This window comes from Bradyrhizobium sp. TM239 (genome assembly GCF_036247985.1).
Taxonomy (GTDB): Bacteria; Pseudomonadota; Alphaproteobacteria; order Rhizobiales; family Xanthobacteraceae; genus Bradyrhizobium; species Bradyrhizobium ottawaense.
This window is the reverse complement of the sequence record NZ_BTIR01000003.1, coordinates 260,806-283,823: the sequence shown is the minus strand read 5'-3', so window position 1 is coordinate 283,823 and position 23,018 is coordinate 260,806. Positions and strand designations below refer to the sequence as shown.

Here is a 23,018-nt window from a genome sequence, read left to right as displayed (position 1 = left end):
CCGATGCGCCGGATGATGGCCGCGTTCGTCCTGCTGATGCTGCTGGCTTTGCCCGCCGCCCACGCCGTGCAGCCCGACGAGATCATGCCGGATCCCGCCAAGGAAGCCCGCGCGCGGGAGCTGTCGCGGGAGCTGCGCTGCATGGTCTGCCAGAACCAGTCGATCGACGATTCCGATGCGCCGCTGGCGCGCGATTTGCGGCTCCTGGTGCGCGAGCGCATCGGCGCCGGCGACAGCAACTCGCAGGTGCTCGACTTCCTGGTCGCGCGCTATGGCGAGTTCGTGCTGCTGAAACCACGCTTCGAGCGCCAGACCCTGCTGCTATGGCTGCTCGGGCCCTTGCTTCTGATCGGCGGTGGCCTGGCGCTGTGGCTGCAAATCCGGCGTCGCGCGCGCAGCGGTGCAGACGTACCGGCGCCGCCGCTCACGCCCGACGAAAAGGCGCGGCTCGCGGCCTTGATGTCGGACGAGGCCAAATCCTCCTAGCGACCGCGACGCCGTCCTGGTTACGTGATCCTACGTAGGCCGCCGGCCGCCGCCCGCGCGGTTCATGTTATTTTGACCTTTGTCTGGAAGCTTGGCGCGAGCTTCGATTCCAGACTCTGAGTCCCCCTGATGTTCGCGAACAGCAATCTGACGATCCGCTTCCTGGTCGGCGCCGTGGTCGCTGCATTATTGTTTCTGCTGGGCATCGGCGGCGGCACCGGATTCATCGCGGTGCTCTATCTCAACAACGAGATCACCAGCCTGTCGTCGGATTTCGCCGCGCTGAGCGGCCCCGTGCGCGACCATGCCATGCAGATCTACCAGCAGGCGCAGACCGCGTTCTCCTACTTCCTGATTGCGTGCGGCGTGATCGCCGTGGTCGCCGTCGCGATCTGCCTCACCACTTGGTTCGCCGTGCGCAACGGCATCCTCAGTCCGCTGGCCGCGATCGTGCATGCCATGCGCGAGGTCGCGGACCAGAAATTCCAGACATCAGTTCCGGGGCTCGGCCGCACCAACGAGATCGGCCTGCTCGCCGGTGCGCTGGAGGTCTTCAAGACCAACGGGCTCGAGCGGCGCCACCTCACCGAGCAGCAGCTGCGTGAAGCCCAGCACCAGGCCGAGCGGTCGAAATTCCTGGACGACCGGATCAAGCGCTTCAACGATCTCGTCGCCAGCGTCGTCGACAGCGTGGCCTCATCGGCCGTGCATCTGAAGAGCAACGCCGAGACGCTGTCGCGGACAGCGAACGACACCAGCACCAAGGCCAATGCGGTCGCAAGCGCGGCCAGCCAGGCCAGCGCCAGCGTGCAGACGGTCGCAGGTTCCGCCGAGGAGATGACGAACTCGATCGGCACGATCAGCCGCCGCGTCACCGATGCGACCCAGCGCGCCGAGGGCGCGGCGTCCCAGGCGGAGAAGAGCCGCGACACCATCCACACGCTGTCGGATGCCGCCGACAAAATCGGCGAGGTCGTGCAGCTCGTGCAGGCGATCGCATCGCAGACCAATCTCCTGGCGCTGAACGCCACCATCGAGGCGGCGCGGGCAGGCGAGGCCGGCAAGGGGTTTGCGGTGGTCGCCTCCGAGGTGAAGAATCTGGCGCATCAGACCAGCAAGGCGACGGAGGAGATCACCTCGCATGTCGCCAGCATTCAGGGCATCACTGCGGAGACGCGCGGCGCGATCGACGGCATTTCCAAGACGCTATCGGAGATCTCGTCCATCATGTCCGGCATCGAGGTCGACACCGCCCAGCAGCGCAACGCCACGCAGGAGATCACGCGCAGCGCCCAGAACGCCGCGCACGGAACCCTCGACGTCTCCAACCATATCGTCCAGATCACCTCGACGTCCGCGGAGACCGGACGCATGGCCGCCGAGGCACGGGATTCCGCGGTCGACCTGTCGCAGCAGGCCGCGACCTTGAAGCGCGAAGTCGACGAGTTCATCGTCAGTGTCAGGGCAAGCTGAGCGCGCCAAAACGGGCCTGCGACGCCGTCACGGGAACTCGGTTAAGTTCCTGTGGGACCACAATTTTCGGTGTGCGCTAAACTGCCGCATCGCACCTAGCCCTTCATTACAAAAGTTTAACCCCGCCGCCAGCGCGCGGTAAGGCGGGAGCCCCCATCTTCAGGACCGTAAGGTGCCGCCGTCAGGCACCAAATGGATTTCAAGGCCCTGGAGATCTCTGCATGACCGACCGTCCCGACCTCTCGAACCTTCCGTCCTACCGGCAGCCGCGCCGGTCGGTGTTCTCCGCGCGCAAGATCGCGTTGATGGCCTCGGTCGTTGCCGGTCTCGGCGCGGCCGTCTATGGCTTCAGCCCCTCGACCTCGCCAGCCGACCTGTTCTCGACCCCGGCGCATGCGCAGGTCAACAACGAGGTCCGCAAGGTCGAACGCCCGGTCGGTTTCGCCGACATCGTCGAGCGTGTGAAGCCGTCGGTGATCTCGGTGAAGGTCAACATCAAGGAGAAGACCGCGAGCAACGACGACGGCGATGATTCCTCCGCGCCGTTCCAGCCGGGCTCGCCGATGGAGCGCTTCTTCCGCCGCTTCGGCGGTCCGGATGGTTTCCCGGGCCTGAAGGGCGGCCGTGGCCGCGTCGTGCAGGGTCAGGGCTCCGGCTTCTTCATCTCGGCCGACGGCTTTGCCGTGACCAACAACCACGTGGTCGACGGCGCCGACAAGGTCGAGGTCACCACCGACGACGGCAAGACCTACACCGCCAAGGTGATCGGCACCGACCAGCGCACCGACCTCGCTTTGATCAAGGTCGAGGGCAGCTCGAACTTCCCGTTCGCCAAGCTCGCCGACGCCAAGCCGCGGATCGGCGACTGGGTGCTCGCGGTCGGCAATCCCTTCGGTCTCGGCGGCACCGTGACCGCCGGCATCGTCTCGGCGAGCGGCCGCGACATCGGCAACGGTCCGTATGACGATTTCATCCAGATCGATGCGCCCGTGAACAAGGGCAATTCCGGCGGTCCCGCTTTCGACACCAACGGCGAGGTGATGGGCGTCAACACCGCGATCTACTCGCCGTCCGGCGGCAGCGTCGGCATCGCGTTCTCGATTCCGGCGAGCACCGTCAAGAGCGTGGTCGCCCAGCTCAAGGACAAGGGCTCGGTCAGCCGCGGCTGGATCGGCGTGCAGATTCAGCCTGTCACCTCGGACATCGCCGACAGCCTCGGCATGAAGAAGGCCGAAGGCGCGCTGGTGGCGGAGCCGCAAGCGAACGGTCCGGCCGCGAAGGCCGGCATCGAGTCCGGCGACGTGATCACCGCGGTCAACGGCGAATCCGTCAAGGACGCGCGCGAGCTTGCCCGCACCATCGGCGGCATGGCTCCCGGCGCGACCGTGAAGCTCAACGTGCTGCACAAGGGGCAGGACAAGGTCGTGAACATGACGCTCGGCCAGCTGCCCAACACGGTCGAGGCCAAGGCCGACAACGACAATGACAGCGGCAAGGGTGCGAGCAAGGGCACCGACGTGCCCAAGCTCGGCATGACCGTTGCCCCCGCCAATTCGGTGGCCGGCGCCGGCAAGGAAGGCGTCGTGGTCACCGAGGTCGATCCGAAGAGCGCCGCGGCCGAGCGCGGCTTCAAGGAAGGCGACTTGATTCTCGAAGTCGGCGGCAAGAGCGTGGCCACCGCCGGCGAAGTCCGCGACGCCATCAACACGGCGCGGACCGACAACAAGAACAGCGTCCTGATGCGCGTGAAGAGCGGCGGCCAGTCGCGCTTCGTCGCGGTGCCCCTCGCCAAGGGCTGAGGCTTCAGGAGGCCTACGAGATGAAGGGTGTCGCCGGCATCAGTCGCCCCCGCCGACGGCGCCCTTCGGGGAAGCAGCGCAACGTTCGCTTCCCCTCTCTACCTTCCGGTGGAATTACGCCCCCCTCCGTCGGAAGGCCTAGGGCGGTGAAGTCCCCCCAGCTTCACCGCCCGCCTTTTTCTCAATGCCAGAGTCTCCCACTCGGCTTGCATGCGATTGCCGCTCGCGCCATGTTTAGAGAAGGTTGACCTCCTTGACCGCCGCCGAACGCACGATGCGCCTCCTCATCATTGAAGACGACCGCGAATCCGCCGACTACCTCGTGAAGGCGTTTCGCGAAGTCGGACACATTGCCGACCACGCCGCCGACGGCGAGGAAGGCCTCGCCATGGCTGAGAACGGCGATTACGACGTGCTGGTGGTCGACCGCATGCTGCCCAAGCGCGACGGCCTGTCGCTGATCGGTGCGCTGCGCGACCAGGACAACGCCACGCCGGTGCTGATTCTGTCCGCGCTCGGACAGGTCGACGACCGCATCAAGGGCCTGCGCGCCGGCGGCGACGACTATCTGCCAAAGCCCTATTCCTTCGCCGAGTTGCTCGCCCGGGTCGAGGTGCTGTCGCGCCGCCGCGGGGGGCCTGCCGAGGACACGCTCTACCGCGTCGGCGATCTCGAGCTCGACCGGCTCTCGCATCGCGTCGTCCGCGGCAAGGACGAGCTGACGCTGCAGCCGCGCGAATTCCGCCTGCTCGAATATCTGATGAAGCATGCCGGCCAGGTGGTGACGCGCACGATGCTCTTGGAGAACGTCTGGGACTATCACTTTGATCCGCAGACCAACGTGATCGACGTGCACATTTCGCGGCTGCGCTCCAAGATCGACAAGGGCTTCGAGCGGCCGCTGCTGCACACGATCCGCGGCGCCGGGTACATGATCCGTGACGGCATTCGGTAAACTCGTCCGCACCACGGCGTTCCGGCTGACGCTGGTCTATCTGCTGCTGTTCGCGATGTTCGCGGCTTCGCTGCTGGCCTATTTCGCCTGGAATACGCGGCGGCTGATCACCGAGGAAATCACGCAGACAGTCAATGCCGAGACCTCGGAGATCTCCGAAATCTACGGCCGCCGCGGCCTGCGCGGCCTGGTGCTCGCGATCGAATATCGGGCGCTGCGGCCGGGCGCCAACCTCTATCTCGTGACCACGCCGACTGGGCAGGCGATCGCCGGCAATGTCGGCTCGCTGGCACCCGGCGTGATGGCGACCCGCGGCTGGTCGGAGACGGCCTACCGGCGGATCGAGGACGCCGATGACCGCGACCATCGTGCGCTCGTGCGCGTCACCGAATTGGAAAACGGCTTCCGGCTCCTGATCGGCCGCGACCTCGCCGAGCGGCGTCGCCTGTTCGGCATCGTCGCCAAGGCGGCGCAATGGTCGATCCTGATCGTCGTCGTGCTCGGTCTCGGCGGCGGCATCTTCGTCGCGCGCCGCGTGCTGAGGCGCATCGACGCGATGACCGGAACCGCGCAGCGCATCATGACCGGCGATCTCAGCGGGCGTCTTCCCGTGGGGCGTAGCGGCGACGAGCTCGACCGCCTCGCCGAAAACCTCAATGCCATGCTGGAGCGGATCGAGGCGCTGATGGCTGGCTTGAAGGAGGTCTCCGACAACATCGCCCATGATCTCAAGACGCCGCTGACGCGCCTGCGCAACCGCGCCGAGGAGGCGTTGGCGAAATCGGGCTGCGAAGCCGACTACCGCGCCGCGCTGGAGCGGACCATCGAGGAATCCGACGGGCTGATCCGCACCTTCAACGCGCTGCTGATGATCGCGCGCGCGGAGTCCGGGCAGGCGCGCGGCAATATGGACGATTTCGACGCCGCCGAGGTGGCAGGCGGCATCCACGAGCTCTACGAGCCGCTCGCCGAGGACGACGGCATGACCCTGAAGGTCAGGTGCGAGCCCACGCCGGTTCACGCCAACCGCGAATTGATCAGCCAAGCGCTCGCCAATCTTGTCGAGAATGCGATCAAATACGGCAAGCCGGTCGCACAGACCGGTGGAACCGTGGTCAGCATGGACGCCGGGCAGATCACGATCGAGGCCAGGCGCGAGGGCGACCAGGTGCTGCTCAGCGTCACCGATCGCGGTCCCGGCATCCCCGAAGCCGATCGCAAGCACGCCGTCGAGCGTTTCGTGCGGCTGGAAGCGAGTCGCACGCTGCCGGGCTCCGGCCTTGGCCTCAGTCTCGCCTCCGCTGTCGCGACATTGCACGGCGGCGAGTTGAGGTTGGGCGACGCCCAGCCCGGTCTCGTCGCCACGCTGGTGCTGCCCGCGCGCGCCGGGGCCGGGGACAGGGTTGCTCCGCCAATACCGGATGTGCCACAGAAGGTGGCATGAACCACTCCGCGCCGGGAAACGCGGACAAGCATGGTGAGAGGCTGGCCGCGCGCTTCGCGGAGGCTCCCCATATTGCCGCTTCCACAACTGATGAACGACGTCTCGAAAGCTGGCTGTCCGAGCTCGAGCCGGCCCAATCGGCGCGCCTCGAAGCGCTGCTGGCGCATCCCTTTGCGCGGGATATCCTGGCCGGCATCGCGGAATTCTCGCCCTATCTGTTTGATCTGGTGCGCGCCGATGCCTTGCGCCTGATCCGGCTGCTGGAGTGCGATCCGGATGCGCATCTGACGGCCCTGATCGCGGAGGCGAGGGGCGCGGTGCTCGCGGCCCCTGACGAGGCCGAGGTGATGCGGCTGCTTCGCCGCATGAAGGCCGAGGCCGCGCTCCTGACCGCCTTGTGCGACATTGGCGGGGTCTGGCCGGTGATGCGGGTGACGGCGGCGCTGACCGATGTCGCGGTGTCCTCGGTGCAGGCGGCGCTCCAATACCTGCTGCGGCAGGAAGCCGCACGTGGCAAGATCTCGCCGCCCAATCTCGAGGCGCCCGAGGAGGGCTGCGGGCTGATCGTGCTGGCCATGGGCAAGATGGGCGCGGGCGAGCTGAACTATTCCAGCGACATCGACCTCATCGTATTCTTCGATCCTGATGCCACGACGCTCGCGCCCGATATCGAGCCGCAGCCGTTCTTCGTCCGGGTCACGCAGGGCATGGCGCGCATCCTGCAGCAGCGCACCTATGACGGCTACGTCTTCCGCGTCGATCTGCGCCTGCGGCCCGATCCGTCCTCGACGCAGGTCGCGATCTCCAGGGACGCCGCGCTGAACTATTATGAGCGGGAAGGGCGCACCTGGGAGCGCGCCGCGATGATCAAGGCGCGTGCCTGCGCCGGCGACGCCAAAGCGGGCGAAGCGCTGCTGGCAGAGATCGCGCCGTTCGTCTGGCGCAAGCATCTCGACTTCGCCGCGCTCGCCGACGTCCACGACATGAAGCGGCAGATGCAGACCTATCGCGGCCAGAGCGAGGTCGCGGTGGAGGGTCACAACGTCAAGGTCGGCCGCGGCGGCATCCGCGAGATCGAGTTCTTCGCCCAGACCCAGCAATTGATCGCCGGCGGCCGCCATCCGGAATTGCGGGTGCGGCCGACGCTGAGGGCGCTCGATATTCTCGCGTCCAGCAACTGGATCACCCTTGCTGCGCGCGACGAGCTGACCATTGCGTACGAATTCCTGCGCCGGGTCGAGCATCGCCTCCAGATGATCGCCGACGAGCAGACCCACGCGCTGCCCGAGGACAAGGACGCGGTCGAGCGCTTTGCGCGCTTCTTCGGCTATGCGGATCGCGAGGCCTTTGCGAGCGACCTGCTGCGACAGCTCAAGATCGTGCAGGGGCACTATGAAAAACTGTTCGAGGGCGACGATCCGACCGGCACGGCCAAGCTGCCTGCGCTCGACTACAGTGCTGGCCCCGACGATCCGCGCCTGCTCCAGCATCTGGCAACGCTCGGGTTCAAGAAGCCGGCCGCGGTCGCGCAGACGGTACGCGACTGGATCACCGGCGACTATCGCGTATTCCGCAATGAGGCGACGCGCAGTGCCTTCGTCGAGTTCGTGCCGGCCCTGATCGACGGCCTCGCCCATGCCGAGGAGTCGGATCGCGCCGTGGTGGCGTTCGATCAATTCCTGGGGGCGCTGCAGCGCGGCGGCCGGCTGATCACGCTGCTCGGCCAGAACCGCGAGCTCGTCGCGCTGGTGGCGCTGGTGCTCGGCGCTGCGCCGCGGCTCGGCGAGATGCTGGCGCGACAGCCGCAACTGATGGACGGCCTGATCGATCCGCGCTTCTTCGGTGCCATGCCGGACAGGCAGGAATTGTCGGGACGGTTAGCTGCGACCGTGCAGGATGCCGGTTCATACGAAGAGTTCCTCGATCGCCTGCGCCTGTTCGGGCAGGAGAGCCTGTTCCTGATCGGCACGCGGATTCTTTCCGGCACCGTCTCGGCGCAGCAGGCCAGCACGGCCTTTGCCGACGTCGCCGAAGGCATCGTCCATACCGTGCACGGCCTCGTTGCCGATCGCTTCGCGGCCCAGCACGGCCGGATCAAGGGACAGGAGACCGCGATCATCGCGATGGGCCGGCTCGGCAGCCGCGAGATGACGGCCTCGTCAGATCTCGACCTGATCCTGCTCTACGATTTCGACAGCGAAAATCCGGACTCCGATGGGCCGAAATCGCTGCAGGGCGCGCATTATTTTGCGCGTTTCACCCAGCGCCTGATCAGCGCGTTCACGACGCGCACCAATTACGGCGTGCTCTACGACATCGACATGCGGCTGCGTCCCTCGGGACGCGCCGGTCCCGTCGCCTCGAGCCTCGTCTCATTCGCGGACTACCAGGCCAACGAGGCCTGGACCTGGGAGCACATGGCGCTGACGCGGGCGCGCGTGGTGTCGGCTTCGCCCGAATTCCGGATGCGGATCGAACGCGTCATCCGTGATGTCCTGACCCGTCGCCGCGATTCCGCCATCACCGCCAACGACGTTGCCGACATGCGGCGTGCGATCGCCCAGGAGAAGGGCGAGGGCGATTGCTGGGATCTCAAGCATGCCGCCGGCGGCATGGTCGACATCGACTTCATCGCGCAATATCTCCAGCTCGTGCACGCGCACGACAAGCCTGAGATCCTCGACGTCGGCACGATGCAGGTGCTGGACAATGCATGCAGGCTCGGCGTCCTCCCGCAATCGGAGACCGAGATCTTGCGCGCCGCAGCCCGGCTCTATCACGATTTGACGCAGATCCTGCGGCTTTGCGTCAGCGACCGCTTCAAGCCGGAAACCGCCGGCACCGATCTGCAGCGCGTCATGGCGCGTGCCGGCGACGCCCCGGATTTCTCGTCGCTGGAGGCGCGTGTGAAGGAGACGCAGAGCGAGGTGCGACGTGTGTTCAAGGCGCTGCTGGAAGGGACGTAGCCTTCAGCGAGGCGAGCGCCTCGCGGACGTCAGGCTCCAGGCCCGCGCCGCCGGCATCGAGATGGGCGAAGATCGCGCGCTTCATCCGGGGATCCCAGAACTTCTTGATGTGCTCGGCAATCCCCGGCACGGCCTTGCCGCGGCCCTGGCTCTCGAAGAACTTGCCGATCTGGTTGGCCATGTAGATCAGGCGGTCAGGCGACATCGGCAACCTCCGTGGCATGGCGAGCGGCGACCCGGTCACCATGCGAAAACACTTCGAACCCGTCCTGGCGGGCAATGGCGATCAGCGTGATGCCGGCGGCCTCCGCCGTACGCACCGCGAGCGCGGTGGGCGCGGACACCGCGACCATCATCGGCGCGCCGATTGCGGCCGCCTTCTGAACCATCTCGACCGAGACGCGGCTCGTCAGCAGCACCATGCCGCTGCGCGTATCCGTACGGCTGCGCGCCAGCGCGCCCGCGAGCTTGTCCAGCGCATTGTGGCGGCCGACATCCTCGCGCAGCGCGACGATGTGGCCGGTAGTAGACCAGAACGCGGCGGCGTGAACCGCGCGGGTCTGCAGATTGATCGATTGCAGCGGCGCGATCGCCTGCATCGCTGCCATGATCTGCTCGGGCGTGAAGCTCTGCCCGTGCGGCACGACCGCTGCGGGGCGCACGGCTTCAGCGATGGACTCGATACCGCAGATGCCGCAGCCGGTGGGGCCCGCGACGTGGCGACGGCGCTCGCTGATGAATGCCGCATCTTCCGACGTCAGCCACATGCGTAGTTCGATGCCGTCGTCGAGGCGAACGATGTCGAGCGATTTGATGTCATCGACCGACTTGATGATGCCTTCGCTCAGGCTGAAGCCGACGGCAAAATCCTCCAGGTTCTGCGGCGTCCCCATCATGACGGCATAGGTGCCGCCATTGTAGGTCAGCGCCAGCGGCGTCTCCTCCGGAATGAACCGCGTTCCTTCGGACGCGACGCCGTTGCGCCAGATTCCGCGATCGGTCGCCTGGACAGCTACATGCATGCGGTTACTCCGCTGCCTCGGCTGGCGCGATGCGGCGGGACTGCCGCGCCTGCGCGTCATAGGCCTTCTGCCAGTCGGACGGGCCGTTCGAGGGCGAGACCTCGACCGCCGTGACCTTGTATTCGGGGCAGTTGGTCGCCCAGTCCGAATAGTCGGTCGTGATGACGTTGGCCTGCGTGTCCGGGTGATGGAAGGTGGTGTAGACGACGCCGGGCGCGACGCGGTCGGTGATCTCCGCACGCAGCGTGGTCTCGCCGGCACGGCTCTTCAGCCGCACCCAGTCGCCGTCGCGCACGCCGCGCTGCTCGGCATCGTGCGGATGGATCTCCAACCGGTCCTCGGCGTGCCACACCACGTTCTCGGTGCGCCTTGTCTGCGCGCCGACATTGTACTGGCTGAGGATACGGCCCGTGGTGAGCAGCAGCGGATAGCGTGGGCCGGTACGCTCGTCGGTGGCGACATATTCGGTGACGACTAACTTGCCCTTGCCGCGAACGAACCCGTCGATATGCATCACCGGCGTACCCTCCGGCGCGTTCTCGTTGCAAGGCCACTGCACCGAGCCAAGCTCGTCGAGCTTGGCGTAGGAGACCCCGGCGAAGGTCGGCGTCAGCGCCGCGATCTCGTCCATGATCTCGGACGGGTGGCCGTAGTTCATCTCGAAGCCCATCGCCTTGGCAAGGCCGATGGTGACCTCCCAGTCGGCCATGCCGTTCTTCGGCGTCATCACCTTGCGCACGCGCTGGATGCGGCGCTCGGCGTTGGTGAAGGTGCCGTCCTTCTCGAGGAAGCTCGAGCCGGGCAGGAAGACGTGGGCGTAGTTCGCGGTCTCGTTCAGGAAGAGGTCGTGGACGATGACGCATTCCATCGCGGACAGTGCAGTCACCACGTGCTTGGTGTTGGGATCGGACTGGAGGATGTCCTCGCCCTGCACGTAGATCCCCATGAAGGTGCCTTCGACCGCGGCATCGAACATGTTGGGAATGCGCAGGCCCGGCTCGGGGTTGAGCTTGACGTTCCACAGCGCCTCGAACTGGTCGCGGACTGCCTCGCCGGAGATGTGGCGGTAGCCGGGCAGTTCGTGCGGGAACGAGCCCATGTCGCAGGAGCCCTGCACGTTGTTCTGGCCGCGCAGCGGGTTCACGCCGACGCCGGGACGGCCGATATTGCCAGTGACCATCGCAAGGTTCGCGATCGCGATCACGGTGGTCGAGCCCTGGCTGTGCTCGGTGACGCCGAGTCCGTAATAGATCGCTCCGTTGCCGCCGGTGGCGTAGGTGCGGGCGGCTTCGCGCAGATCCTTCGGGTTGACGCCGGTGAGGATGGCGGTGGCTTCCGGGCTGTTCTTGGGCTGCGCGACGAACGCCGCCCACTCCTCGAACTCGCTCCAGTCGCAGCGCTCGCGCACGAAGGCTTCGTTGGCGAGGCCTTCGGTGACGATCACATGCGCCAGCGCGGTCATGACCGCCACGTTGGTGCCGGGCATCAGGGGCAGGTGCAGCGCCTTCACATGCGGCGATTCCACCATCTCGGTGCGGCGCGGATCGATCACGATCAGCTTGGCGCCCTGACGCAGCCGCTTCTTCAGCCGCGAGGCGAACACCGGATGGGCGGAGGCCGGGTTGGCGCCGATGACCACGACGACGTCGGTGTCCTCGACGGAGTCGAAGTCCTGCGTGCCGGCGGAGGTGCCGAAGGTGGTGGCGAGGCCATAACCGGTCGGCGAATGGCAGACGCGGGCGCAGGTGTCGACGTTGTTGTTGCCGAAGCCGGCGCGGATCAGCTTCTGCACCAGATAGGTTTCCTCGTTGGTGCAGCGGGACGAGGTGATGCCGCCGATGGCGTCGCGGCCGTAGGTCTTCTGGATGCCGCGCATCCTGGTGGCGGCAAACGAGAACGCCTCGTCCCAGGACACTTCCTTCCAGGGATCCTCGATCCGCTCGCGGATCATCGGCTTGAGAATGCGCTCTTGATGGTTAGTATAGCCCCAGGCGAAGCGGCCCTTTACGCAGGAATGGCCGCGATTGGCCTTGCCGTCCTTGTAGGGCACCATGCGCACCACCTCCTCGCCACGCATCTCCGCCTTGAAGGCGCAGCCGACGCCGCAATAGGCGCAGGTGGTGACGACGGAGTGCTCGGGCTGGCCGATCTCGATCACGGACTTTTCCGTCAGCGTCGCAGTCGGGCAGGCCTGCACGCAGGCGCCGCAGGAGACGCATTCGGAGCCGAGGAAGCTCTCGCTCATGCCCGGCGAGACGCGGCTGTCGAAGCCGCGGCCGGAGATGGTCAGTGCGAAGGTGCCTTGCACCTCCTCGCAGGCGCGGACGCAGCGCGAGCAGACGATGCACTTGGACGGATCGTAGGTGAAATAGGGGTTGGACTCGTCCTTCGGCATCCAATTGTCGTTGGAGCAGCCGTCCGATTTGGCGAAGACGTGGTTCTCGCCGTCATAGCCGTAGCGCACGTCGCGCAGGCCCACGGCGCCCGCCATATCCTGCAACTCGCAGTCGCCGTTGGCGCCGCAGGTGAGGCAGTCGAGCGGATGGTCGGAGATGTAGAGCTCCATCACGCCCTTGCGCAGCTTCTTCAGCCGCTCGCTCTGGGTGTGCACGACGAGGCCGGCCATCACCGGCGTGGTGCAGGAGGCCGGCGTGCCGGCGCGGCCCTCGATCTCGACGAGGCAGAGACGGCAGGAGCCGTAGGCGTCAACCATGTCGGTGGCGCAGAGTTTTGGGATCTGGTGGCCCGCGTCCATCGCGGCCCGCATGATCGAGGTGCCCTCGGGCACCGTGACCTCATTGCCGTCGATGGTCAGCGTCACCATCGTTTCCGATTTGGAAGCCGGCGTGCCGAAGTCGATTTCTTCGATCAGAGACATTGTCGTTCTCCTATTCCGCGGCCTGAAGCGTGGTCGGTGCCGGGACAAAATCCTCCCGGAAGTGCTTCAATGCGCTCAGCACAGGGTAGGGCGTGAAGCCGCCGAGCGCGCAGAGCGAGCCGAATTTCATGGTGTTGCAGAGGTCTTCGACCAGCGCGAGGTTTTCGCTGACGCGCTCGCCGTTGATGATCTTCTCGATGGTCTCGACGCCGCGGGTCGAGCCGATCCGGCAGGGCGTGCACTTGCCGCAGGATTCGATCGCGCAGAACTCCATCGCGAAGCGCGCCTGCCTGCGCATGTCGACGCTGTCGTCGAACACGACGATACCGCCATGGCCAATCAGGCCATCGCGCGCGGCGAAGGCCTCGTAGTCGAACGGCGTGTCGAACAGCGCCCGCGGGAAATAGGCGCCGAGCGGGCCGCCGACCTGCACGGCGCGGACCGGCCGGCCCGTGAACGTACCGCCGCCGATGTCGTCGACGAGCTCGCCGAGCGTCACGCCGAAGGCGGTCTCGAACAGCCCACCGTAGCGCAGATTGCCGGCCAGCTGGATCGGCATCGTGCCGCGCGAGCGGCCCATGCCGTAATCCGCGTAGGTCTTGGCGCCCTCGGCAAGGATGAAGGGGATGGCGGCCAGCGACAGGATGTTGTTGATGGCGGTCGGCTTGCCGAACAGGCCGTAATGCGCCGGCAGCGGCGGCTTGGCCCGCACGACGCCGCGGCGGCCTTCGAGGCTTTCCAGCAGCGCGGTCTCCTCGCCGCAGACATAGGCGCCGGCACCGACGCGCACTTCAAGATCGAAGCTGTAGGTCGAGCCGCCGACATTGCTTCCGAGATAGCCGCCGCGCCGCGCCGCCAGGATGGCGGCATTCATCGCCTCGATGGCATGCGGATATTCGCTGCGGGTGTAGATGTAGCCCTTGGTCGCGCCGACGGTGATGCCGGCGATGGTCATGCCCTCGATCACCAGGAAGGGGTCGCCCTCCATGATCATGCGGTCGGCGAAGGTGCCGCTGTCGCCTTCGTCGGCGTTGCAGACGATGAACTTGCGGTCGGCCTTGGCCTGCGCGACCGTCTTCCACTTGATCCCGGTCGGGAAGCCCGCGCCGCCGCGGCCGCGCAAGCCCGATGCCGTGACTTCGTTGAGGATCGCATCCGTGCCGAGCGACAGCGCGCGCTCCAGCCCCTTGTAGCCGCCGTGCGCGCGGTAGTCGTCGAGCGAGCGCGGGTCGATCACGCCGCAGCGGGCGAAGGTGAGGCGGGTCTGGCGCTTCAGCCAGGGAATCTCGTCGGTTGCCCCCAACCGCAACAGATGCGGCGTGTTGCTCGCGAGCGCGTCGAGCAGGGACGGCACGTCGGCTTCAGTGACCGGGCCAAAGGCGATCCGGCCTTGCGGCGTCGCCACCTCGACCAGCGGCTCCAGCCAGTACATGCCGCGCGAGCCGGTCCTGACGATCTCGATCGCCACGCCGCGCTTGGCCGCAGCCTGCTCCAGCGCCAGAGCAACGTCGTCGGCGCCGACGGCGATTGCGCCGGCGTCGCGTGAGACGAACAGACGCAAGCTCATCGCTGTGCCTCCACTAGCAACGCATCGAGACGCTTCTGATCGAGCCTGCCGATGAGGCGGCCGTCGAGCATCGCGGACGGTGCGGTCGCGCACAGGCCGAGGCAGTAGATCGGCTCCAGCGTGACGCGATCGTCGGCCGTGGTGCTGCCGAGCGACACGTCGAGCTTTGCTTCGGCGCGCGCCGCCAATGCATCGCCGCCCGCAGCCTGGCAGGCTTCCGCGCGGCAGAGCTTCAGCACGTGGCGGCCGGCGGGCTTGTGGCGGAAATCATGATAGAACGTGAATACGCCGTGGACCTCGGCGCGCGACAGATTGAGCGCTTGCGCCACCATGGGAATGGCGGCCTCCGGCACGTAGCCGAACGCCTCCTGCAGCGCGTGCAGGATGACCAGCGTCGCACCCTCTTGGTTGGCATGTTCGGCGATGATTTCGGCGCCGCGCGTTTCGTCCCAAGGCTCGTAAGTCGCTGTCATTCTTCGTTCTCAACCTGAGCGTTCCCTCGGCGCAAACTAGTTGGAATCATTCGAAGATCAATAAAGCTGTCCCGTGCTGCGATTGCGAATTCGGATCGATTGGCAAGCGCAATCGATCGATACGAGTTGATAATGAAAGTTGTATCGGCTGCCGGTTTTTGCGTGTTGGTGCAGGCCCGGCATGCTAGCTTGCATGCCACGACAGAATTCGAGGGGACGCTCGGTTGATCGACAAACTTGAACTATTGCTGGCGCTGGCGAAGGAGCGGCATTTCGGACGCGCGGCGGAGGTTTGCGGCGTGACGCAACCGACGATGTCGACCGGGCTCAAGCAGCTCGAGGAGATCCTCGGCGTGATGCTGGTGCAGCGCGGCTCCCGTTTCCAGGGGTTCACCCCCGAAGGCGAACGGGCGCTGGACTGGGCGCGGCGGATCGTGGGCGATGCCCGCGCGATGCGCGACGAGATCAACGGACTGAAGCATCAGCTCTCCGGCGAGATCCGCATCGCCGCGATCCCGACCGTGCTCGGCATGGTCGCCGCGCTGACGACGCCGTTTCGCGCCCGGCATCCCGAGGTGCGCTTCCGCATCCAGTCCACCACCTCGTCCGAGGTGTTGGGGCTTTTGGAAAATCTCGAGGTCGATGCGGGGCTGACCTATATCGAGAACGAGCCGATCGGCAAGGTGCGCACCATTCCGCTCTACAACGAGAGCTACCGTCTTCTGACTGCGCCGGACGGCATGTTCGGCGACCGCGAGACGGTGACCTGGACCGAGGTCGGGCAGGTGCCGCTGTGCCTGCTGACGCCCGACATGCAGAACCGCCGTATCATCGACCGTGCCTTACGCTCCGTCGGCGCGGAGGCGACGCCGACGCTGACCTCGAACTCGCTGCTGGTGCTGTTCACGCACGTGAAGACGGGGCGTTGGGCGAGCGTGATGCCGGCCAAGCTTGCCGAGACGCTCGGTCTGTCCGACACGGTGCGCTCGATCCCGATCACCGATCCCGATGTCAATTACAGCATCGGCATGGTGATCCCGCAGCGCGATCCGATGACGCCGCTGATTGCAGCGCTGGTCAATGTCGCGCGGGAAGTTGCGCCGTCGCTGCAGCTGTAGGGATCAAGCCGCGGCCGATATCCCGGACGCCGCCTTGATCGCGTCGCGCGGCAGGGTCACGCGGACGACGGTGCCGACCTCGAGCTTGGAGCGCAGCCGCATCGAGCCGCCATGGAGCTGCGCCAGCGAGCGGGCGATCGCGAGGCCAAGGCCCGAGCCGTGATAGGTCTTGGTGAGCTGGCTCTCCACTTGCTCGAACGGGCGGCCGAGCCGCGCCAGCGAATGTGGTGCGATACCGATGCCGGTGTCGGCGATCATCAGCACGATCCGGTCGTCGAGTTGCCGGCTGCGCACCACGATGCGTCCGCCGTCCGGCGTGAACTTCACCGCGTTGGACAGCAGGTTGACGATGATCTGCTTGGTGGCGCGGCGGTCGGCGACGACGGAGATGGATTTTGCGATGTCGGCGTCGAGCGTCAGGTGCTTGTCCTGGGCCCGGCCGGTGACGACCCGCAAGGATTCCGCGAGCGTCTGCGCCAGGTCGAGCTCCTCCATGTCGAGCTTCATGCGGCCTGCCTCGATCTTGGACATGTCGAGGATGTCGTTGATGACCTCGAGCAGATAGTGGCCACTGGTCAGGATGTCCTGGCAATATTCCTGGTACTTTTCGCTGCCGAGCTCGCCGAACATGCCCGAGCCCATGATCTCGGAGAAGCCGATGATGGCATTCAGCGGCGTGCGCAGCTCGTGGCTCATATTGGCGAGGAATTTCGACTTGGTCTGGTTGGCTTCCTCGGCGCGGGTCTTCTCGCGCTGGTACTTCTCGGCGAGGTCGGCGAGCTCGACCGCCTGGCGCTCCAGCGCCGCCTGCGAGCGCTTCAGGTCGATGACGGTGGCGCGCAGGCGCAGATCGTTGTCGACCAGCTTCTGCTCGTGCTCCTTGATGCGGGTGATGTCGGTGCCGACCGAGACGTAGCCGCCGTCCTTGGTGCGGCGCTCGCTGATGTGCAGCCAGCTGCCGTCGTCGAGCTGCGCTTCGAAGGTCCGCGCGCCCGGGCCTTGGGCCGCGGTCTCGTTGTGGCGGGTGCGCACCTCGGGCATGCGGCCGACCTCGAGCACGGTCTCGTAGGAGGTGCCGGGGATGACGGCGCTGTCGGGCAGCTTGTGCAGGCGCTGGAAGTGCGAGTTGCAGAGCACGAGGCGGTCGCTGGCGTCCCACAGCACGAAGGCTTCCGGAATGGTCTCGATCGCGTCGCGCAGGCGCAGGTCGGCTTCCACGGTCCTCTCGGCGAGGCTCTTCTGCTCGGTGATGTCGACGGCGATCCCGATCAGGTGCACGCTGGAATCGGTCGCCCCGCTGGTCTTCTCGCAGCGGACGCGGAGCCAGATCCAGTGGCCGTCGACATGCTGCATGCGGAAGGTCTGGTCGATGTGGTCGATCTTCTCGGAGATGAGCTGGTCGGCAATCGCGAACAGGTCGATGTCGTCGGACTTCACCAGCGCGTTGACCTCGCCGAAGGTGAGGAGCTCGTTGCGGCCGTCGAGGCCCAGCATCGAGAACATCGATTGCGACCAGAAGATCCGGCCGCGCGACAGGTCCCAGTCCCACAGTCCGCAGCGGCCGCGGTTGAGCGCGGTGTCGATCCGGCCGCGCACGGCGTCGTTGATGAGGTCGCCTTCGCGGGCGCGGGTGGACTGCCAGTGGAAGGCGAAGCCCAGGATCAGGACGACGAATCCGGTCGTCGCCGACAGCGTCACCGAGAGCGCGGCATCGGAGCCCCAGATCGGCTCGTTGCGCTCCTGGATCACGGTGATGAAGCCGGGCAGCGACTTGATCTGCCGCGAGGTCGCCATCGCGGCGTTGCCGCTCGGCAGCGTCATGTCGGAGACGTTGCCGTCGCGCGTCGGCGCCGCCAGCAATTGTGCGGTCGTGATGGCGTCGAGCAGGCGGTCGTTGCCGGAAGGGTCGCTGTCGACCGGGACGCGGGCGAGGACACGACGCTCGACGCCGGCCGAGGTGACGATGACGTGGCGGCCCGAGGCCGTGCCCCAGGACGGGATCATATCCGGCAACAGCGCCGGCAGGCTCTCGATGTTCTTGAGCCGCTCCTGTCGGACGGAGGTGAGGCGGTCGATGCGTTCGGCGAGCAGATCGGCCAGCGCCGAGATGTCGTGCCGGATCACCAGCCGCTTCTGGCGCGTCTGGTCGACGACCTGCACGAACGCGCCGAGGCAGATCGTGATCAGGAACGCGATGATGAGCGTCGGCACGGCGCGACGAAGCGCCGGCTCTGCAATCAAGAGCCGATGATAGGCAGGTTTCGCGATCGATTGCGCCAATCCCTTGATCGAATCGGATTGGACGCACGCGTTCGCGGCGTCTGCACGCGACATGCCTTCGGCCCCCTGAAAACCAGCTTGCAACTGAAGTCCGGAAGCAGCCCCACATCGCTTCCGAATCACAGCGATTTGAATCCAGTTTTCGCGGGGTGTCGAGAGTCAATGAATCGTTAACGCGTATTTATTCTTATCCAATGCGCAGTTTGTGCGCGGAGTACCCGCAAACTCACGTGCGTGACGAGTCCGAAACGAGAACGTGTGACTCCTCGCACATTCTGCGTCACGCACGCGGCGGTTCGGCGTGGCTGATCACGCGCTTCACGCTCGGGAACGCGCGCCGCAGCGCGCGCTCGATGGCGTCGACGTGCTCGTGCACCTTGATCACGCTCATCGACGGCGCGGCGCGGCAGTGGAAGTTGACGATCTCGCCGGCGTCGGTGTTGCGGACGCGCACATTGTGGATGTCGTGGATCTCGCTGCCGGCGGCGTATTCAGTCAGCGCGGCGGCGATGGCCTGGACGCGTTCGGGCGCGGCATCGACCCCGAACGGCAGTTCCGGCTCCAGCGGCTCGATATGGACGTCGACCTCGACGTCGGCGCCGAACTCCTCCTGGATGTTCCGCTCCAGCGTGTTGGCGACGTCATGGGCTGCCTCTAACTGCATGCCGGCGTCGACCTCGAGGTCGATGCTGACGATCAGCTTGCCGCCGAGATCGTGCACCGTGACGTGGTGGACGGCGAGGCCCGAATTATGCGCGATCACCATGATGCGGTCGCGCACGGTCTCGTTGTCGCGGGCGACGGGGACGGCGGTGAAGGTGAGGTCGGCATCGCCGAATGCCTTGTCCACGGCGGCCTGCGCGCTGCGCTTGATCTCCTCGACGCGGTCGATCGGATAGGTCCGCGGCACCTTGGCGATGGTGTCGATGAACGTGGTCGCGCCGACCATGCGCACGCGCAGCCGCTCGACGTCGATCACGCCCGGGACGCTGCGGATCGCGGCCGTGGCCTTCTCCTGCGCACCCTGCGGGGCGCGGTCGACCAGCGTCTGCACGGTCGAGCCGGCCATGCGCAGGCCGAGCAGGGCGATCATCACGGCGACCGCGGCGGCAGCGGCGGCGTCGCCCCACCAGAAGCCGAGGGCGGCGAGGATCAGGCCCGCGATCACGGCGAAGGAGCCCATGACATCAGAGGCGAAGTGCAGCGCATCGGCCGCAAGCGCCTGGCTCCCGGTTTCCCGCGCGGCGCGGTGCAGCGCGCGGGCACGCCAGAAATTGACGATGATGTCGATCACCAGGACCACGAACGGCACGGCCGAAATGGTCGGCGGCGGGGTTCCCTCGCGCAGCCGGCTATAGGACTCGACCAGGATGCCGCCGGCGAGCACGTAGAGCAGGGCGGTGACGCCGAGCGCCGAGATGCTCTCCAGCTTGCCATGGCCGTAATGGTGCTCGTCGTCCGCCGGCTTGTCCGATACCCGCACCACCGCCCAGGTGATGATGGTCGCGACCAGGTCGATCGAGGAGTGCAGGGCCTCGGAGATCAGCGCGAGCGAGCCGATCGCGATGCCGACCGCGAACTTGGCCGCCGCCATGCCGCCGCTGGCGAAGATCGAGATCGCGGCGACCGAGGTTTTGCTGTGCTGGGAGGTCATGGCGGGGATTTAGCAGGGCGGGGGTGAACATCAAGCGGCGATCCACAGGAGTAGTCGCTAGTGATTTGCAGGAGCAATCCGCGTCGTGCCTAGTCTCGTAGGGTGGGCAAAGGCGCAAGGCGCCGTGCCCACCATTCGTCGGTGATGGATACAGATCGTGGGCACGCTTCCGCCTTCGCTCTTCGAGCTACGGCGGACAAGCCGCTTTGCCCACCCTACGGGACCGCGGTATGCCTCACACCGTCACCACGATCTTCCCGAGATGCTTGTTCGCCTCCATGTGCTCGAACGCCTTGTCGATGTCGTCGAACGCGAACACCTTGTCGATCGGCAGCTGCAGTTTTCGCGATTCCACCGCGCCCCAGATGTCCTTCCTGACCTCCTCGAAAATCTCGCGGACCTCTTCGATGGTGCGGGTGCGGAAGGTGACGCCGACATAGTCGATGCGGCGCGCGGCATGCAGGTCGAAGTTGAAATCGGCATGGGTGCCGCCGAGCCGGCCGACATTGACGATGCGGCCCTTGATCTTGGTCGCGGCGAGGTTCTGGCTCGCGACCTTCCCCGAGACCTGGTCGACGATGAGGTCGACGCCTTCGCCGTTCGTCGCCTTCAGGACCTCCTCGACCCATTTGGGATCGGAGGAATCAACGGCGAGGTCGGCGCCATACTCCCTCAGCCGGCCGCGGCGCGTGGCATCGGTCGACGAGCCGATCACGAGCTTTGCGCCCTTGAGTTTTGCAATCTGCATCGCCATCAGGCCGACGCCGGAGCTGGCGCCCTGGATCAGCACGCTCTGGCCTGCCTGCACGCCGCCGACGGTGACGACGGCGTTGTGCATGGTCGCGAGCGCGACGGGCAGGGTGGCGGCTTCCTCGAAGTTCATGTTCGAGGGCGCGCGGAACAGCCGGCCGTGATCGGCCAGCGTGTACTCGGCAAACGCAGCGCCGCCCGAGCCCATGATGCGGTCGCCGATCTTCACGCCCTTGGCATCCGGCCCGAGCTCGGCGACCTCGCCGGCCCATTCCATGCCGAGCACGGTGCCGGCGCCGCCGGCCGCGCCGTGGGCGTGCCCCCTGCGCATGCCGGTGTCGGCGCGATTGAGGCCGCAGGCGCGGACCTTGACCAGCACCTGCGTGCCTTTGGGCTTTGGTTGAGCGACGTCGGAAATCCGAGCGCCGTCAGGACCGTAGACGTAAGCTTTCATGAATTGCTCTCGCTTCTTGCAGTGACTATTCCGCAGCTTGCGCATTCGGATGAACGATCATGCCTTCGAGCCGGCTGCGGATGATCGCCTCCGCCTCGCGCACGATGCGGGAGATGAGTTCGGCGCAGCTCGGGATGTCCTGGATCAGGCCCTGCACCTGGCCGGCCGACCAGATGCCTTCGTCGGAATTCCCGGTCGCATAGACCATCTTGCCGCGGGCACCCGCGACCAGCTCGCGGATGTCCTCGAACTTCGCGCCTTCCTTCTCCATCGCGACGACCTTGGTCGAGATCTCGTTCTTGGCGACGCGCGAGGTGTTGCGCATGGTGCGGAAGATCAGCTCGGTCTCGCGCTCGTCATTGGCGACGATCTTCTCCTTGATGGACTGGTGGATCGGGCTCTCCCTGGTCGCCATGAAGCGCGTGCCCATGTTGATGCCGTCGGCGCCCAGCGCCAGCGCTGCGACGAGACCGCGGGCATCGGCAAAGCCGCCCGAGGCGATCATCGGGATCTTGACCTTGTTGGCGGCGGCGGGGATCAGGATCAGGCCGGGCGTGTCGTCCTCGCCGGGATGGCCGGCGCATTCGAAGCCGTCGATCGAGATGGCGTCGACGCCCATGCGCTCGGCCGAGAGCGCGTGGCGGACGCTGGTGCATTTGTGCACGACCTTGACGCCGTGCTTCCTGAACTCGTCGACATGCTCCTGCGGCTTGTTGCCGGCGGTCTCGACCACCTTGATGCCGCTCTCGATGATGGCCGCGCGGTATTCGGCATAAGGCGGCGGCTTGATCGCGGGCAGGATGGTGAGGTTGACGCCGAACGGCTTGTCGGTGAGGTCGCGGCAGCGCGCGATCTCCTTGGTCAGATCCTCCGGCGTCGGCTGGGTCAGTGCGGTGATGAAGCCGAGCGCGCCGGCATTGGCAACGGCGGCGACCAGCTCGGCGCGCCCGACCCATTGCATGCCGCCCTGGACGATCGGGTGCTCGACGCCGACGAGTTTCGTGAACCGCGTCTGCAACATGCTGTGTTTCCCCCTCGGTGGCCCGCAGGCTCTATTGTCGGTGATGGCGGAAGGATGCCGCCGGGGGTGGCAAAAGTCTATCAGCGGGGCGTGCGGTGGGGGCGGGGCGAGCATGCAGGGAGAGGGAGGATTCCGTGGGGCGGATAATTGGGGGGCTCGTGTCCCGGACGCGCTGCAACGTCCTTCACGTTGCTGCGCAGAGCCGGGACCCATGCTCAGCGAGGGCTCTGAAAGATGGGCCCCGGCTCTGCAGCGCACCGTCGAAGGGACGCTGCGCTGCGTCCGGGGCACGGATAACCTCGATCCGGTTCTTCAAACACTGGACACACCTTCGCGCTCTCGCGGCATCTTCCGCCCGAGCTTTGCGTCGTCGCGTTGCCCTCATGAAAGACAAGGGCGCAGGGAAGGCCGGGCGCCGGCTGGCACCCGTAAGTCCGTGCGCTACGAAGATGCACACGGGGTGGACCACAGGTGAGCCGAACGCCCGGCCTTCCCTGCGCGATGGTTTACGGCGTACTTCGTGCTCTCCCCGGGGAGCGATGCACTATTGCCCCCGTCGCCTTGCGGGTGATTGATGCGCGCGCCGGTTGGTCGCCACATCACCGCAGGACTTGACGCACAGACCCCGGGCGTCAGGACCACACGACTTGACCGTCCGCGCACGTCTTCGCTGGGACT

Annotated in this window: 16 protein-coding genes; 7 read left to right on the top strand and 9 right to left on the bottom strand. The window is 66.4% G+C overall.

The features are described 5' to 3' along the window. Positions 1–3: 3 nt before the first annotated feature. From AABA84_RS07540 to AABA84_RS07515, 6 genes are all read left to right on the top strand, one after another. Positions 4–486 (top strand): cytochrome c-type biogenesis protein, encoded by a 483-nt coding sequence (locus AABA84_RS07540; RefSeq protein WP_212248474.1) that lies wholly within the window; start codon positions 4–6, stop codon positions 484–486. 129 nt (positions 487–615) lie between these two features. After that, complete coding sequence (locus AABA84_RS07535; protein WP_212248475.1) at positions 616–1,959, top strand: methyl-accepting chemotaxis protein; 1,344 nt, start codon at positions 616–618, stop codon at positions 1,957–1,959. A 221-nt stretch (positions 1,960–2,180) separates the two neighbouring features. Continuing rightward, positions 2,181–3,758 (top strand): Do family serine endopeptidase, encoded by a 1,578-nt coding sequence (locus tag AABA84_RS07530; RefSeq protein ID WP_338311746.1) that lies wholly within the window; start codon positions 2,181–2,183, stop codon positions 3,756–3,758. 274 nt (positions 3,759–4,032) lie between these two features. Beyond that, positions 4,033–4,713, top strand: coding sequence for a response regulator transcription factor (locus AABA84_RS07525; RefSeq protein ID WP_338311745.1), 681 nt, complete (start codon positions 4,033–4,035; stop codon positions 4,711–4,713). Further along, positions 4,697–6,157: a sensor histidine kinase gene (locus AABA84_RS07520; RefSeq protein WP_338311744.1), complete on the top strand. Its 1,461-nt coding sequence runs from the start codon at positions 4,697–4,699 to the stop codon at positions 6,155–6,157. The genes AABA84_RS07525 and AABA84_RS07520 overlap by 17 nt, the downstream gene beginning before the upstream one ends. Continuing rightward, complete coding sequence (locus AABA84_RS07515) at positions 6,154–9,123, top strand: bifunctional [glutamine synthetase] adenylyltransferase/[glutamine synthetase]-adenylyl-L-tyrosine phosphorylase (RefSeq protein ID WP_338311743.1); 2,970 nt, start codon at positions 6,154–6,156, stop codon at positions 9,121–9,123. The genes AABA84_RS07520 and AABA84_RS07515 overlap by 4 nt, the downstream gene beginning before the upstream one ends. On the opposite strand, the gene AABA84_RS07510 is transcribed toward AABA84_RS07515, so the two are convergent. Genes AABA84_RS07510 through AABA84_RS07490 form a run of 5 tightly spaced genes read right to left on the bottom strand, consistent with a single transcriptional unit; the run spans position 9,098 to position 15,063 of the window. After that, entirely contained in the window at positions 9,098–9,328 is a 231-nt protein-coding gene (locus AABA84_RS07510) for a formate dehydrogenase subunit delta (RefSeq protein ID WP_338311742.1), read from the bottom strand. The genes AABA84_RS07515 and AABA84_RS07510 overlap by 26 nt on opposite strands. Beyond that, positions 9,318–10,145 (bottom strand): formate dehydrogenase accessory sulfurtransferase FdhD, encoded by an 828-nt coding sequence (gene fdhD, locus AABA84_RS07505; RefSeq protein WP_338311741.1) that lies wholly within the window; start codon positions 10,143–10,145, stop codon positions 9,318–9,320. Before fdhD ends, AABA84_RS07510 begins: the two co-directional genes overlap by 11 nt. A 4-nt stretch (positions 10,146–10,149) precedes the next feature. After that, complete coding sequence (gene fdhF / locus AABA84_RS07500; RefSeq protein ID WP_338311740.1) at positions 10,150–13,023, bottom strand: formate dehydrogenase subunit alpha; 2,874 nt, start codon at positions 13,021–13,023, stop codon at positions 10,150–10,152. A 10-nt stretch (positions 13,024–13,033) separates the two neighbouring features. Further along, positions 13,034–14,590, bottom strand: coding sequence for a formate dehydrogenase beta subunit (locus AABA84_RS07495; RefSeq protein WP_338311739.1), 1,557 nt, complete (start codon positions 14,588–14,590; stop codon positions 13,034–13,036). Further along, positions 14,587–15,063: a formate dehydrogenase subunit gamma gene (locus tag AABA84_RS07490; RefSeq protein WP_338311738.1), complete on the bottom strand. Its 477-nt coding sequence runs from the start codon at positions 15,061–15,063 to the stop codon at positions 14,587–14,589. Before AABA84_RS07490 ends, AABA84_RS07495 begins: the two co-directional genes overlap by 4 nt. A 224-nt stretch (positions 15,064–15,287) precedes the next feature. Here AABA84_RS07490 and AABA84_RS07485 point away from each other — a divergent pair, with 224 nt between their 5' ends. Beyond that, positions 15,288–16,181, top strand: a complete 894-nt coding sequence (locus AABA84_RS07485) for a LysR family transcriptional regulator (protein WP_028143020.1) — start codon at positions 15,288–15,290, stop codon at positions 16,179–16,181. A 3-nt stretch (positions 16,182–16,184) separates the two neighbouring features. On the opposite strand, the gene AABA84_RS07480 is transcribed toward AABA84_RS07485, so the two are convergent. From AABA84_RS07480 to AABA84_RS07465, 4 genes are all read right to left on the bottom strand, one after another. Further along, on the bottom strand, positions 16,185–18,515 hold the full coding sequence (locus AABA84_RS07480) for a PAS domain-containing sensor histidine kinase (protein ID WP_212248485.1): 2,331 nt from the start codon (positions 18,513–18,515) through the stop codon (positions 16,185–16,187). 226 nt (positions 18,516–18,741) lie between these two features. Continuing rightward, positions 18,742–20,115, bottom strand: a complete 1,374-nt coding sequence (locus tag AABA84_RS07475) for a cation-efflux pump (RefSeq protein ID WP_212248486.1) — start codon at positions 20,113–20,115, stop codon at positions 18,742–18,744. Positions 20,116–20,350: 235 nt separating this feature from the next. Further along, positions 20,351–21,319 carry a quinone oxidoreductase family protein gene (locus AABA84_RS07470; protein WP_338311737.1) on the bottom strand — a complete coding sequence of 323 codons (969 nt, stop codon included), beginning with the start codon at positions 21,317–21,319 and terminating at the stop codon, positions 20,351–20,353. 25 nt (positions 21,320–21,344) lie between these two features. After that, entirely contained in the window at positions 21,345–22,340 is a 996-nt protein-coding gene (locus AABA84_RS07465; RefSeq protein WP_338307523.1) for an NAD(P)H-dependent flavin oxidoreductase, read from the bottom strand. Positions 22,341–23,018: the final 678 nt, after the last annotated feature.